This window comes from Candidatus Paceibacterota bacterium, assembly GCA_036517255.1.
Taxonomy (GTDB): domain Bacteria; phylum Patescibacteriota; class Minisyncoccia; order Phycocordibacterales; family WO2-35-19; genus DATDXE01.
In genome coordinates this window covers 74,151-87,974 of the sequence record DATDXE010000004.1, presented here as the reverse complement: position 1 = coordinate 87,974, position 13,824 = coordinate 74,151, and the positions used below count along the sequence as shown (strand labels likewise).

Below are 13,824 nucleotides of genomic sequence, written 5' to 3'. Positions count from 1 at the left end.
TTATTTGATTTTAAATTCAGCAGTTTTTTTTATAAATTCACCTAGCTCTTTTATTGGTACTGTATATTGAGCCCGAGTCGATGTATGCCTTATCACCGCCACATTTTCCAAAGCCTCTTTTTGACCGATAAGGATGATGTATTCTGTGCTCGATTGTTCTACCGAATACATTTGATTTGTTAGCTTATCTTTGGCTAAAGAGTGTAAAATAGGTACTCCGGACTTGCGCAGTTCTTCCAAAGCGATAAAACTTTTTTGTTTCGCTTCAGGACCAAATTGTACCAAGAAAAAGTTATGTTTGGTATTTTTTATCGTGGATGTTTTAAGATTTTTTACAGCTTTCGCGCTTACACTTACGCTTACTGCTGGAACTTCTTTTTTCAACTGCAAACGTTTCGATAATCTGTTCATACGGCAACCTCGAGCTAAAACTTCTCCCTCGCCTCCTTCCGATACTATCTCGAACACTACTTCTGTCGATATCTTTATTTCTCCCAAAAGAGTCGAATCAAAAACATATGGTATTTCCATTGTTTCCAAAAACTCCAGTATTTCTTTCAGGTGCAAACGGCTTTGTTCGGAGAGGCAGTCGACTGACTGAGGAGCACACTCTCTCCACTCTTTATACTTTTCATCCTTTGATCGAGCTAAGTAAAAGAGATCCTTTTTTAAATTTTGTCGCAGTTCACTAGGGAAGTCGTCCATCCTTTTTCTTATAAAATTTGCCATCTTTCTTTCGAAATCAGATACACTCTCGCGGCCACCTACTGAATTGATGCGAAGGGCTAGATTTTTCCAACCATTTGCTTCAAGTAGAGCCTTGGCTGTCTGGATGATTAGGCTTTCACATACACTTCTGTTTGAGCCCAGGATTGATATCTCATATTCCAGCCTTCCAGCCTTCCTTCTTTCGCTGCTCCCCGGAAAAGGGTGTTCCATAAAAAGACAAAGTGGTTGTGGTAAAAACTTTCCAGATGCGTTTGTCTTTACTTCAGAAAATTCACGCATTATCGAAGCTTTCTCAACACATCGCCAATTACTGTCCAAATCTTTTCCCGCGCTACTATCTTCTTTAGTTATCTGAGGGCTCTCTATAGGTAGGAAGCCGTAGAATGTCGCTATTCTTCCCGACTCATCCACTTTTAGAAGTTCTTTAAGAGTGCTACCTTTGTTGTGATTATTTTTGGTCATTTTATTGTCCGGGCAGGAATTTAATATGTTGTAACGGTAGCAATCTTAATATTGGCCTGCCTACAATGTTTTCAGAAGGCAGTGGTCCCCATACTCTAGAATCGGAAGAACCCGCTCTGTTGTCGCCCATGACAAAATATTCACTTTTTTTTAAAGTAGCTTCAAAATCTTCTTCTCTTTCAAAGACTATATATTTTTCATCCAGAGCTACCCTTTCTGTACCCTCACTGTTTTTTATATAAACTTTTCCTTTGGAAATAGAAACGGTTTCCTCCGGTAGGCCGATCACTCTTTTTATAAAAAATTTTGAAGGATCGTTCGGATACCTCATGATGACGACATCACCTCTTTTTAATTCTTGGAAATGAGTCGATATCTGATCCACGATGAGGTAATCGCCGTCTTTGAATGTTGGATCCATTGATGCTCCTTCTACAATATAGGGTTGGGCTATAAAAAGACGAAATGGGATTACTATTATGGCCACGATCAGAACGAATTTCAGTATTTCTCCAACTCCTTCCTTTTTGCCTTCTCCTGTGGCCTTTTCTAGCTCTTTCTCTTTTCTATCTGAATTTTCCTGCATAATTGGGTTCCATTATACATGATTTTGGCCTATAATCTATTTTCTATGATATATGTTGTCGGACTAGGGAACCCGGGAGAAGAATATACAAAAAGTAGGCATAATACTGGCAAAATGGCAGTAGAATGTTTTGAAGCTAAAAGCTCAAAGTCTGAATTCCGAAATAAAATCAAAATTATTGAGAGTGGCGAATTCATGAACCACTCTGGTAAAGCGGTAGTTAAATATATTAAGTCAAAAAAAACCGCCAAAGATTTGATCGTGGTTTATGACGATATGGATTTACCTCTCGGTACTATAAAAATTTCTTATGATAAAAGTAGCGGTGGCCACAAAGGTTTAGAATCGATCATCAAATCTATTAAGACTAAAGAGTTTACTCGAGTTAGAATTGGAGTTTCTCCTGCTACTCCCTCAGGTAAAATTAAAAAACCTCAGGGTGAAAAAGAAGTTATTGATTTTATTTTGAGTAACTTTACTCCGAAGCAGAACGAAACACTGAAGAAAACTTTTAAGTTGGTTTCAGAGGCGATAGAAACTATTGTAGAAGAAGGCAGGGAAATAGCGATGAACAGATTCAATTAACCTCACCCGGACTATCGTCTCGACCTCTCCTTAGCAGGAGAGGTAAATCGGGAACAAAATATCATCATAGTATGCAAAGGCTGAACAATTTACCAAAATTGAGAGATTGGCGCAGAGATTTGAGAAAAAGGGAAACCGCGCAAGAAAGAGTTTTGTGGTGGCATCTAAAAGATAGAAATTTAGATTTTAAATTCAAAAGACAGCATAGTGTCGGAGGCTACATTCTAGATTTTTATTGTGCTGAGAAGAAATTGGTTTTAGAAATAGACGGGGAAGTTCACCACACACAAGAGGCTCGAGAATATGATCATGTCAGGAATAAATTCTTTACTGATCTCGACTATAAAGTCTTGAGATTTTCAAACGCAGAGGTTGATACTGATGTTTACAAAGTTCTAACAAGAATCAAGAAGAGCCTAAATAGTATCTAGGTCTTTGGATTTCCTTCCCCTGCTAAGGGGAAGGTGGCCCGAGGCTTTGCGAGGTGCCGGATGAGGTTTATTAACCTCACCTATTTATTCTCCAAGAATGCAAGAGCCATCTTTTGTTCTTTTGGATCGAAGACTGTGATCTTGAAGTTGTAAGTCTTGCCGAGCTCGAGTTTTTCGCGCAACTTTTCTTCGGAACCAAATTCGGAGATATGTACAAGACCAGCGATACCTTCTTCAATCGAAGCTAAGGCTCCGTGTTTGTTGAATTTGATGACTACTCCTGTTACCGTGTCATCCTTTTTATATTTCTTGGCTGCTTCTGTCCAAGGATTATCTTTCAAGGCTTTGATCGAGAGCGATACTTTCCCATCTTTGATTTCTATTATCTTTACTCTTACAGTGTCGCCCACTTTAGCAAATTTTCTAGGATCATCGACTAGGCCCCAATCGATTTCAGAAATATGCACCAAGCCTTCCAGGCCTTCTTCCAGTTTTACGAATATTCCGAAGTCAACTATACCAGTGACTTCTCCAAGAGTTTCATCACCCAACACATATTTGTCGATGATGGCTGTCTTCTCTTTACTCTCGATATTTTTCTCAGAAAATATAAGTTTTCCTTCTTTTGGAACAGCGGTAATGATAGATACCGCGATTTTCTGGCCCACTAGTTTACGCAGTTCGTCTAAGATTCTGTCTTTATCGCCATCGGCTACTCGTGGATAGTGTTCCGTTTTTAGTTGGGAAGCAGGCAAGAAACCAGTGATCCCTTGCCACGAAATCATGAGACCACCTTTGTTTGCTTCTAGGATTGGTAATTCAAATACTGTTTTATCCCTGATTGCTTCTTCAGCTTGGTTCCAGATAAGAGCTTGGCGAGCTTCTTTCAGTGAAATTTCGACATAACCTTCTTTGTTGTCTTGCCCGACGATTTTACCGGCTACATTGTCGCCAATGTTTATTTTCTTGATCAAATCTCTAGCATTTATATACTCACGCCCGAAAATGATGCCTGTGCCCCAAGGAGCGAGGTCGACATACACTGCGTTTTTTTCAATCCCGATGACTGGGCCTTCCACCAGTTCGCCCACTTCAGGCAGGAGGGATGAATTGGACATAATCTTGCCCATTGCTGATTCCTTTTTTGATTTTACCGCATCCTCTGTTTCTTCCTCTATCTTTTCTATATCTTCCTTTTCTTTCATATAAAATACCGATAGCTTTCACAGTCTCATGTACAGATTTGCCGATTGGCAAAGCCAGTTGGCAAAGTCGCGCTGTGAGGTTAGCTATTCGGTCGGTTTCTTTTAATGAAAAGATACTACCATAAAGCTGTAAAATATGCTACATTCTATTCATGATTATTACCTATGGCGGAGTGGAGCAGGTGCGAGTACAATTTGGCGATACTACTATTGCTTTTAATCCTGTTTCCAAAGATTCTAAACACAAAGCAGGCAGTTTTGGTTCTGACATAGTATTGGTTTCTTTGAGCCATCCTGATATGAATGGGGTAGAGCAGGCTAGTAGGGCACGTCCGAACGGCTCATCCGGGCGGAACGACAAACAATCTTTTTCTGTTACTGGCCCAGGTGAGTATGAAATCGACGGAGTTTTTATAAAAGGTATTGCAAGTAAATCGCAGTATGCTGGCGAGGAGAGGATCAATACTGTATATAGTGTCAACCTAGAAAATATGAATCTGTGTTTTTTGGGCGCTCTTAGTGAGAATCTTAGTTCTGAAGCTATTTCAGCAATCGACGGGGTAGATATACTTTTTGTTCCTGTCGGTGGGGAGGGAGTTCTCGATGCCGCTTCTGCAAACAAAGTCGCTGTTTCTTTAGAGCCAGGAATAATTATCCCTATTCATTATGGTAGTGTAGGTGAAAAAGATGCTTTAAAAAAATTCTTGAAAGAAAGTGGTTCTGAAGAGGTGAAGCCTGTTGATAAGCTTACAATAAAGAAAAAAGATTTGGAGGGCAAAGAAGGGGAGATTGTAGTGTTGGAAGCACAATAAATTGTTCTAAGAAATGCGAAACACTATTCACAAATTAAAACAGAAATCAGAATCTTACAGACATAAAGTGGCTTTTTTTACTGCTTCGGCCCTGACTCTCGCTGTTTTGGTTGGTTGGGCTGGATATAGGGGTTTTATAAATATGCCAAGTGGTACTGTTGCCTATGAAGAGACTCTCGAAATAGAGGTAGTTCCTTCTCCCATCCAAAATTCTAGAAATGCTTTTGGCGCTGCGTTTGAAAAATTCATAGAACAGTTCGACTCTTTCAAGGAATCTATTGCTAATGTCCTTGTCCCTTTTATGTCTGGTATTGAAGTCTACGAAAGTAAGTAGCTTTTAGCTTAAAAATCTGCTATAATACAGGGCACAAATGGCTAAAAATGTAGAAGAAAATGTGGAGAATGCTGTTCCTAATAAAGGCGTAATTTCGCGTTCGATTGTGACGGAAATGAAAGAGTCTTTCATCGATTATGCCATGTCAGTTATTACTGACAGGGCCTTACCTGATGTGCGTGATGGTTTGAAACCTGTTCATCGTCGCATACTTTACGCCATGAATACTTTGAATTTGACTGCGACCGCTAAAACTCGTAAATCAGCAACTGTGGTGGGAGAAGTGCTTGGTAATTATCATCCGCACGGCGATGTAGCTGTCTACGATTCTATGGTGAAGATGGCCCAAGATTTTACGATGCGTTACCCGCTTATTATCGGCCAGGGTAACTTCGGCTCTATCGATGGGGATAGCGCTGCTGCGATGCGTTACACCGAAGCTAAAATGTCACGTCTTTCCGGTGAACTTCTGCGCGATATAAATAAAGATACTGTCGATTGGAGGCCAAATTATGATGCGACAAAAAAAGAGCCAGCAGTCCTTCCAGCGGCAGTACCACAATTACTATTAAACGGTACTCTCGGTATCGCAGTCGGTATGGCCACAAACATTCCTCCTCACAATTTGCGAGAAGTGGCTGACGCTTGTGCCTATTTTATTGAAAATCCTGATGCCACTACTGAAGATTTATTGCAATTTGTCAAAGGTCCTGATTTCCCAATCGGTGGAGTAATTTTTAACGAAAAGGATATTCATCACGCATATTCTACTGGTCGTGGAGGTATGGTTTGTCGCGGAGTAGCTGATATCGTCGAGGAAAAGGGTATGAGTCAAATTATTATTACCTCTATTCCATTCAGAGTAAACAAACAAACTCTGGTAGAAAAAATCGCGGAATTGGTGCGAGAGAAGAAATTGGAGGGTATCAAAGGCTTGCGCGATGAGTCGACTAAAGACATAAGAGTGGTGATCGACTTGAAGAATGGTAGCTATCCGCAAAAAGTTTTAAATTTCCTCTACAAACACACTCAGCTGGAAGAAACTTTCCACATGAACCTGGTGGCTCTAGTCGACGGTGTGCCGCAGACTCTTTCACTCAAAAGTGTAATCGAAGAATTTATTGGTCACAGGAAAATCGTCATAAAAAGGCGGACGGAGTTTGAACTACGCGAAGCGGAAGACAGAGAGCATATTCTACTTGGTTTGAAGAAAGCTCTCGACCATATCGATGAAATCATAAAATTGATCAAGAAGTCGAAGGATGTTGATACTGCTAGGGCTAATTTGATGAAAGAGTTCAAATTCTCAGAACGTCAGGCGAATGCTATTCTCGAAATGCGTTTGCAAAAATTGGCTGGGCTCGAGAGACAAAAAATAGAAGATGAATTAAGCTCAGTACAAGCTCTGATAAAAGATTTGAAGAGTATTTTGGAAAACCCAAAGAAGATTTTGACTATTATCAAAAAAGAACTTTCAGAAATAGCAGAAAAATATGGTGATGAGAGGCGTACTAAAGTGGTAAAAGGGGGAGTGAAGGCTCTTTCAATGGAGGATCTCATCGCTGATGAGGAAAACACTCTTATGCTCACTCAAGGAGGTTATGTGAAGCGCACTCATCCAAGCGAATTTAAGCAGCAAAAGCGGGGAGGAGTAGGTGTCGTCGACCTTGATACTAAGGAAGAGGATTTTGTCTCCCATTTCTTGACCGCTAGTACTCATTCCGATCTCCTGTTCTTTACTGACAAAGGTAAGGCTTATCAAATAAAGATGTATGAGTTGCCGGAAGGTAGGCGAGCCACTCGAGGTAAATCAATTATGAATTTCCTTTCTCTTACCGAAGGGGAGAAGGTCACTTCAATTTTGCCGATGCCGAAAAACTTGAAGGACAACAAAAATCTATCTCTTATAATGATAACTGAACAAGGTACTGGTAAAAAAGTTTCAGCTTCGAGTTTCCACGATGTGCGTACAAGCGGCATCATCGCTATCAAGTTGGGAGCGGGTGATAAGTTGATTTCTGTTTCCCAGGTTGATAAAGGTGATTCTTGCGCAGTGGTAACTGCTAAAGGTCAATCGATCAGGTTTGCCGAATCCCAAGTACGAGAGATGGGTCGCCAAGCCGCTGGTGTAAGAGTGATGAAGCTCGGCAAAGGCGATAAAATCATAGGCGCGCACAATGTACCCAAGGCGTTTGAAAAAACTGCTGAACTTGTAGTCATGGGCGAAAAAGGTTATGGCAAGAAAACTCCGATTGATGAATACAAAATACAAGGTCGCGGTGGCTCGGGAATAAAAACAAGTAACGTCACAAGTAAAACTGGCGACATCATTGCTTCTCAAGTGGTAACAGGTGAGGAAGAGGAGGCCGTGGCCATGTCGAAGAAAAGTCAGGTCATCCGCCTCGAACTGAAAGAGATACCTACTCTCGGTCGCTCCACTCAAGGCGTTCGTATCATGAAGCTCCGCGACGGCGACTCCATTGCCTCTTTCATTTGTTTGTAAAACAGTCTCCACTGTTTGGTGTGCTTCTTCCCTCATTTTCATTTAGAATAATTAAGTCATGTTTAGTAATCCTAAATCTAATTTAGAACAACTCGGGCTTTCTAAAGGGATGCGTGTGGCTGATCTTGGAGTCGGCAGCGGTTTTTATGCTTTGGAAGCAGCTAAAATTGTAGGTGAAGAAGGTAGGGTTTTTGGAGTAGATGTGCAGAAAGAATTGGTAGAGACAGTCAAGAAGTTAGCTGAAAAAAATGAACTTTCAAATGTGGAAGTGATTTGGGGCGATATAGAAAAGGATGGAGGTACAAAAATAAAAGAGGGAATCATCGATGTGGTTATAGCTTCGAACATTCTTTTTCAGGTCGAGAACAAAGAAAGTTTTGCAAAAGAGATAGAAAGGATATTAAAGTCTGGCGGCAGAGTGCTGGTGGTCGATTGGCTTGATTCTTTTGCTGGCCTTGGCCCACATAAGGATGAAGTGGTGACGGAAGAGAGAGCCAAGTCCCTTTTTTGTGGAGCGGGCTTTTCGATCGAGAAATCAATCGACGCTGGCGATCATCACTATGGTTTCGTAGCGCTAAAAGCGTGATAAAATAAAGTTATGGGAAATATGTCTAAGTTTCAGGTTATTATTCTAGGAGTTTTTGGTATCCTTATTATAGTAAGCGTCATAATATTTTCTAAATATCAAGGTGGTGGAGTAGAGCAGGCAGAAGTGAGTATCTGGGGCAATGTGAATCCAGAAGTTTTTCAAAGTATTATTTCAAAAACTTCTCTCTATAATAACGAAGCATATAAAATAAGTTATTCTTATAAAGAAGAAGCTCTTTTTGACGATGAGTACGTGGAGGCTCTTGCTTCAGGAAATGGCCCTGATCTATTTCTTCTGCCTCACGATAAAATAGTGAAGCAGAAAAATAAGATTACTCTAATTCCATACGACGCTTTCTCTGAGAGGATGTTCAAGGACTCTTTTATAGAAGGATCCGAAATTTATCTTGACCCGACGGGGATAGTAGCTCTTCCCGTGATTGTCGATCCACTTGTTATGTATTGGAGTAGAAAAGTTTTCACCGATGCTAAGCTGACTAGCCCTCCTAAATATTGGGATGAATTCTATTCTCTCGCTGGGCTTATATCCAAAAAAGATGGAGCACTGAATATTCAAAAGTCCTTAGTTTCTTTTGGTGAGTATAATAATGTATCAAACGCCAAAGCTATCATTTCGAATTTGATGATGCAGGCTGGTACACCTATCGTCCAGAGATTTGGTGATGATACTCGTTCTGTTATGGCAGATTCATTTGAAAAACCAGTCATCCCTGGAGAAGCCGCTGTCAATTTCTACACTGAATTTTCAAATCCGGTTAAACCTTATTATTCTTGGAATAGATCGATGCCTCTTTCCCAAACTTATTTTCTTTCTGGGGATATGGCTCTCTATTTCGGTTTTGCAAGTGAGATAGCTCTGATCCAGCTGAAAAATCCTAATTTAAATTTCGATGTTTCTTCAGTGCCCACCTCTAAAGATTCTGGTAACAACGTTTCCTACGGCAAGTTTTATGGTTTTGCTATTTCCCGTGGCTCTAAGAATGCAAATGCCGCCTTTGGCGTCGCTTCTATCCTTTCAAGTCGTGAAGGAGCACTGGCTATAAGCGAAGCTCTCGGTGTCCCCCCTGCTCGGCGCGACTTACTCGGAACTAAAGCTCTTGACGCATACCAGGCAGTTTTCTACGAAAGTGCACTCCGGTCCAAGGCTTGGCTTGATCCTGAGCCTACTGCTACAGCAAAAATATTTGCTAACATGATAGAGAGTATTACAAGCGGTCGCGAGCGCACTTCGGCGGCAGTAGTGAAGGCTAGTAGGGAAATAACAGAGCTCTTCAAATAATCTGATACGAAAATCATGCGAAAAATTAGAAATTTTACAAAAATTATATTACTGATTATGCTCGTTGGTACTTTTTGTATTCCTCTTGGTGTTCTGGCTCAAGGGGAAGAAGGGGATACGGGCCGATTCATACCGTGCGGTTTTGATAATGATGGTGACGGCATAGTTTCTGGGAAAGATGAGGAGTGTAATTTCGACGACCTGCTCTATTTAGTTCAAAATTTACTCAATTGGCTTGTTATTATTTCCTTTCCAATTTCCGTCATTACCTTCTCCTGGGCCGGCTTCATCCTGATGACTACGGCTGTAGTGGATAAAAAGTCGGAAGCAAAAAAAATGTTGGGCAAAGTTTTGCTCGGCTTTATTATCATTCTCTCTGCGTGGCTCATAGTGAGGACCATCGTCAATGTATTCCTAGAGGATGGATATGGCGACCAATTTATAGAACTAAACAACAGGTAGTTGTAGCAAGTAACTATGATGTATAATCAGGGCATGAACTCTTCATCTTTTAAAAAATTTCTAATATACTCCTTCTTGCCGACAGTATTTTTATTTCCTGTATTATTTGTTTCTGCTCAATCTGGTGCTGGCGGCACAGGCAATCCTGGTGGAGTGGGTGGTACAGGCAACCCACCTCAGCAGGTGAATTATAGGATACAGATACCAAACCCTCTAAAAAACAATACCAATGATATCCCAGCCCTGATAGAACTCATCATAAAAGATGTTGTGGTACCTATAGGGGCTACGGTGGTCGTTGTCATGATCATCTACTCAGGTTTCCTTTACGTCACCGCTCAAGGTAAGCCTGATAAAATAAAAACTGCTCATCAAGCCATTCTTTATGCGGTGATAGGAGCGGCGGTACTTCTCGGAGCTCGGGTCTTGGCTACCGTTATCAGAGGTACCGTGACCCAACTTGGGGGTTAACGCAAGTTAACGCAGTTCTAGTATATGACAAATTTCACTCAACTAGTAAATAAATTTATAGATTTAGGCGGAGCCGCCATCCCTCTTATCGTGGCGATCGCATTTCTGTTATTTGTTTGGGGTGTCGCAGGTTTTATCCGTTCTACCGGAAGCGATACCGATATGCAGAAGAAGAAAGGCATTTTGATTTGGGGAGTGGTCGGTCTTTTCGTCATCTTTACTATCTGGGGCATAATTTCTTTCTTGCGAACTGAATTTGAATTTGGAGGCGGAGTCATCATTCCTCAGTTACCTGAACGCCAGTAATTTTAATTAAATGGACTTAAAAGAATTGATCCAAGCTTCATACGGAATCATCACTAATCTTCTCATTCCTCTCGCTTTTGCCTTGTGCCTACTATATTTTTTCTGGGGTATGGCCAAATATATCCAAAATTCTGGTAGCGAAAAAGCGGTTGAAGAGGGTAAGAGAGTAATGGTGTGGGGAGTAGTAGCTTTGTTTGTCGTTACTTCAGTGTGGGGTATAATTAAATTTATAAGAAGCGAGATAGATCTATCGCCGACAAGTATGGTAAGGCCCCAAGTAAGGTAATTATTATAAGTACTTACAAAATTATGAAAAAAATATTTATTAGCCTCTCTCTTTTATTACCTCTTTTTGCAAGTGCTCAACTTACTCAGACCACTGGTATCGTACGACAAGGTTCGACTCTCGTGAACCTCCTTATTCCTATAGTTTTTGCGTTAGCCCTCCTTTTCTTCTTCTGGGGTCTTGCCCAGTATATTCTAGCATCAGGTGATGCTAGTAAATTGGAAGAGGGAAGGAATAAGATGGTGTGGGGAGTAGTAGCTTTATTTGTGATGGCATCGGTTTGGGGATTGGTGAGGTTTATACAAACGGAATTTAAGATAACAGATAATAGCGCAATACCTGTACCTGGATTTGGCAGTGGTGGTCAATAGATTAATCTTTAGTTACAATTCTCTCAACTATTCACATATTAAGTTACAAAAGAGTTAATATGTGCTAAAATTGAGAGCGTAAATTTGGTCATTATAAATTATTAGGTTTCAGTAAAATTAAATGAAAATTATGAAAAAAGCTTTAATCGTAGGAGTATCGTTTCTCTTGCCAATTATGGCAAGCGCTCAGCTTCAAAATATAGAAACTAACATAGTCACTCCGATCGGTAGGATTATAAACTTACTCATCCCAATAGTCTTCGCTCTTGCTTTGCTCTATTTCTTCTGGGGTCTTGCACAATACATCTTAGCTTCAGGTGACGCTGCTAAATTAGAAGAAGGAAGAAATAAAATGATATGGGGAATTGTCGCTCTCTTCGTTATGGCAGCAGTTTGGGGCCTTGTCGGATTTCTCGGTAGAGCTATAGGTATAACTCAAGATGCTGGTCCTCAGGTCGGTCCACTTATCCCTAGATAAAGTTAGATGACAGTCGGCCAGTTCCTCGCCAAGATAAATGAGTTTATCCTGAACCCTGTTATTATACTCGGGTTTGTGGTGGCGACCGCCGTATTCTTCTTCGGAGTGGCCAAATTCATCGCTTCATCTGACGATGATACTAAAAGGGAAGAGGGCAAGAAGAGTATCGTTTATGGTATAGTCGGCATGTTCATCATGTTCAGCGTCTACGGCATCGTAAACTTCGTTCTCAATACTTTCGGTATTCCAAACCAAACTGGGGGTATCATTCCGAGATAGTGTATTCATCCTGACTGAACATTCTGAATAATAGATAAACAAATCTGCCCCCTCTAAACTTTGAGGGGGCAGGTTTTTTTTCTTATACGGAGGGAAATACTACTCTCTGGAGACGTAAGGTAGGAACTCTACGATCATCTCCTTCGATTCGTCGGTCCCTGACTGGAACCAGATGATCTCTGAGTCGCCGAGGCACTGCTCCGCGTCTAGCATTGCGGTGCCTGCGGTGTCGAAACAGCTTTGCCCTTGCGGGTTGTACTGCTTCTCTTCCCCTTTCTCATTTTTGACGGAGTAATAGTTCTCCCCGTCTTTGGCTTGGAATCGTAGGCTCACTCCTTTTGGAACTTTGATTGGATCGCTCCAATCATCGTTTTCTCCCTTAGGAGGGGCCGTCACGAGCTTGGTTGAGTTCATGGCGACTTTCTTTTCTTCGTCGAGGCTGTGCGCCACGGCGAAGTTGTATAGAGCCGACGCAAACCCCACTATCGCAAGGAACATGAACACCTTGATGCCCGTGATCGCAAGCGGATGGGTTTTCTTGTTGTCGTCCTTCCCGGTGGTAACCAGGGTGAGGAGCATTGCCACAAACAGAGCGGCGTTTACTCCCCAGAAGACCTCCTCGTACTGACGGAGGACCCTCCACCATGACCAGGTCGCGAGCGCGATGTAGTTGAACACCACGAGCCCGACGAGCATCAGCACGATCTTGCCCGCGATGGGCCAGACCTTGTTTTTCTCATCTTTCTTTACGATTGTCCTTGCGATAACGATGAGAACTACCAACCCCACCACGACCAGTACTAACAACCCCAAATCCGATAAGGCGAAGTTGCTAAATGCGAGGTACACGATGGTCGCAATGATTGCTGCCGCGAATGGCAGCAACCTCAGCCTCCACTTAGGAAGATGCTTCAATTTTTTTCTCCACTTCCACTGCAGACCTTTTTCCGGTCCGAAGAAGTGAATGCCGATTGCCATGAGGCTTGCGACGATCCATATCATGGGGATCGGATGGAGGATCCAGAGTGCGATCCTGTGGAATGGCAGGAAGAAAATCATGACGATGATTGTCGCCACGATTCCAAGGTGCCACCACTTGAGGTGCCGGCGGAAGAGTAATACCCCGAAGAGCACTGCTCCTGCGCCAAGCGCGATGAGGACTCCCTTTATGGCTACCGTTGTGAACGCCGAACTCCCGTCCTTTATGCCGAGGGTCGCTAAACCCATAGCAAGAATCAGGATGGTTGTTACCACCGCCGTGTCGAGGGCGATGCCCCACCATTCCTTCTTTACCCAAGCCCGAAAGGCTCGGAAAAGCTGGAAGAGCAGTCCGATCTTGCCCCAGAAGGTTGCCCTTCGAAACATATCTCGGAATCTCTTCCACCACTCTTCGTTATTGGTTTGGGCGGGGTTTGGTGTCCCTCGACCGTATGTGAACCCCTCTCCGCGTTGTGGGGCATGGTTGCTATTGCTGCTGTTTCCAATAGGCGTCATTTTCGTCTCCGTATAAGATTTTCAATGGCACTCCTGTGCCGCACTTCTGTCTTCAATTATAGCATACTTAATATAAAAAAGCAACCCCCTCTGGTCGGCCTTGCGGCTTTCCAAAAGGGGGTTGAAGAATAAGGAGATTCCA

Annotated in this window: 18 protein-coding genes; 14 read left to right on the top strand and 4 right to left on the bottom strand. The window is 42.1% G+C overall.

All coding sequences use genetic code 11. The features are described from left to right. Together VJH67_00870 and lepB are read right to left on the bottom strand one after the other, a co-directional pair. Positions 1–1,191, bottom strand: a complete 1,191-nt coding sequence (locus VJH67_00870; protein HEY4515723.1) for a His/Gly/Thr/Pro-type tRNA ligase C-terminal domain-containing protein — start codon at positions 1,189–1,191, stop codon at positions 1–3. A 1-nt stretch (position 1,192) separates the two neighbouring features. After that, on the bottom strand, positions 1,193–1,777 hold the full coding sequence (gene lepB, locus VJH67_00865; protein HEY4515722.1) for a signal peptidase I: 585 nt from the start codon (positions 1,775–1,777) through the stop codon (positions 1,193–1,195). Positions 1,778–1,822: 45 nt separating this feature from the next. Here lepB and pth point away from each other — a divergent pair, with 45 nt between their 5' ends. Beyond that, positions 1,823–2,362, top strand: a complete 540-nt coding sequence (gene pth / locus VJH67_00860; GenBank protein ID HEY4515721.1) for an aminoacyl-tRNA hydrolase — start codon at positions 1,823–1,825, stop codon at positions 2,360–2,362. A 71-nt stretch (positions 2,363–2,433) separates the two neighbouring features. Further along, positions 2,434–2,793: an endonuclease domain-containing protein gene (locus tag VJH67_00855; protein HEY4515720.1), complete on the top strand. Its 360-nt coding sequence runs from the start codon at positions 2,434–2,436 to the stop codon at positions 2,791–2,793. A gap of 80 nt (positions 2,794–2,873) precedes the next feature. Here the strand turns inward: VJH67_00855 and VJH67_00850 are convergent, their stop codons facing one another. After that, the gene (locus VJH67_00850; GenBank protein HEY4515719.1) at positions 2,874–3,998 is read right to left on the bottom strand and encodes a S1 RNA-binding domain-containing protein; all 1,125 of its coding nucleotides are present in this window, start codon (positions 3,996–3,998) and stop codon (positions 2,874–2,876) included. Between the two features lie 152 nt (positions 3,999–4,150). Here VJH67_00850 and VJH67_00845 point away from each other — a divergent pair, with 152 nt between their 5' ends. From VJH67_00845 to VJH67_00790, 12 genes are all read left to right on the top strand, one after another. Further along, a complete protein-coding gene (locus VJH67_00845) occupies positions 4,151–4,810 on the top strand; it encodes an MBL fold metallo-hydrolase (GenBank protein ID HEY4515718.1) in 660 nt (219 codons plus the stop codon). Positions 4,811–4,823: 13 nt separating this feature from the next. Further along, a complete protein-coding gene (locus tag VJH67_00840; protein HEY4515717.1) occupies positions 4,824–5,144 on the top strand; it encodes a hypothetical protein in 321 nt (106 codons plus the stop codon). A 37-nt stretch (positions 5,145–5,181) separates the two neighbouring features. After that, the gene (gene gyrA, locus VJH67_00835; protein HEY4515716.1) at positions 5,182–7,647 is read left to right on the top strand and encodes a DNA gyrase subunit A; all 2,466 of its coding nucleotides are present in this window, start codon (positions 5,182–5,184) and stop codon (positions 7,645–7,647) included. A 58-nt stretch (positions 7,648–7,705) separates the two neighbouring features. After that, positions 7,706–8,233, top strand: coding sequence for a class I SAM-dependent methyltransferase (locus tag VJH67_00830; GenBank protein ID HEY4515715.1), 528 nt, complete (start codon positions 7,706–7,708; stop codon positions 8,231–8,233). A gap of 21 nt (positions 8,234–8,254) precedes the next feature. Next, positions 8,255–9,535 carry an extracellular solute-binding protein gene (locus VJH67_00825; GenBank protein HEY4515714.1) on the top strand — a complete coding sequence of 427 codons (1,281 nt, stop codon included), beginning with the start codon at positions 8,255–8,257 and terminating at the stop codon, positions 9,533–9,535. A 15-nt stretch (positions 9,536–9,550) separates the two neighbouring features. After that, positions 9,551–9,997, top strand: coding sequence for a pilin (locus VJH67_00820; protein HEY4515713.1), 447 nt, complete (start codon positions 9,551–9,553; stop codon positions 9,995–9,997). A gap of 33 nt (positions 9,998–10,030) precedes the next feature. Further along, positions 10,031–10,468: a hypothetical protein gene (locus VJH67_00815; GenBank protein HEY4515712.1), complete on the top strand. Its 438-nt coding sequence runs from the start codon at positions 10,031–10,033 to the stop codon at positions 10,466–10,468. Between the two features lie 24 nt (positions 10,469–10,492). Beyond that, positions 10,493–10,774, top strand: coding sequence for a hypothetical protein (locus VJH67_00810; protein HEY4515711.1), 282 nt, complete (start codon positions 10,493–10,495; stop codon positions 10,772–10,774). Between the two features lie 10 nt (positions 10,775–10,784). Beyond that, the gene (locus tag VJH67_00805) at positions 10,785–11,060 is read left to right on the top strand and encodes a pilin (GenBank protein ID HEY4515710.1); all 276 of its coding nucleotides are present in this window, start codon (positions 10,785–10,787) and stop codon (positions 11,058–11,060) included. A gap of 23 nt (positions 11,061–11,083) precedes the next feature. After that, entirely contained in the window at positions 11,084–11,431 is a 348-nt protein-coding gene (locus VJH67_00800; protein HEY4515709.1) for a hypothetical protein, read from the top strand. A gap of 130 nt (positions 11,432–11,561) precedes the next feature. Then, positions 11,562–11,909 carry a hypothetical protein gene (locus VJH67_00795; GenBank protein ID HEY4515708.1) on the top strand — a complete coding sequence of 116 codons (348 nt, stop codon included), beginning with the start codon at positions 11,562–11,564 and terminating at the stop codon, positions 11,907–11,909. 6 nt (positions 11,910–11,915) lie between these two features. Next, entirely contained in the window at positions 11,916–12,188 is a 273-nt protein-coding gene (locus VJH67_00790; GenBank protein HEY4515707.1) for a hypothetical protein, read from the top strand. A 99-nt stretch (positions 12,189–12,287) separates the two neighbouring features. Here the strand turns inward: VJH67_00790 and VJH67_00785 are convergent, their stop codons facing one another. Next, positions 12,288–13,553 (bottom strand): hypothetical protein, encoded by a 1,266-nt coding sequence (locus tag VJH67_00785; protein ID HEY4515706.1) that lies wholly within the window; start codon positions 13,551–13,553, stop codon positions 12,288–12,290. Positions 13,554–13,824: the final 271 nt, after the last annotated feature.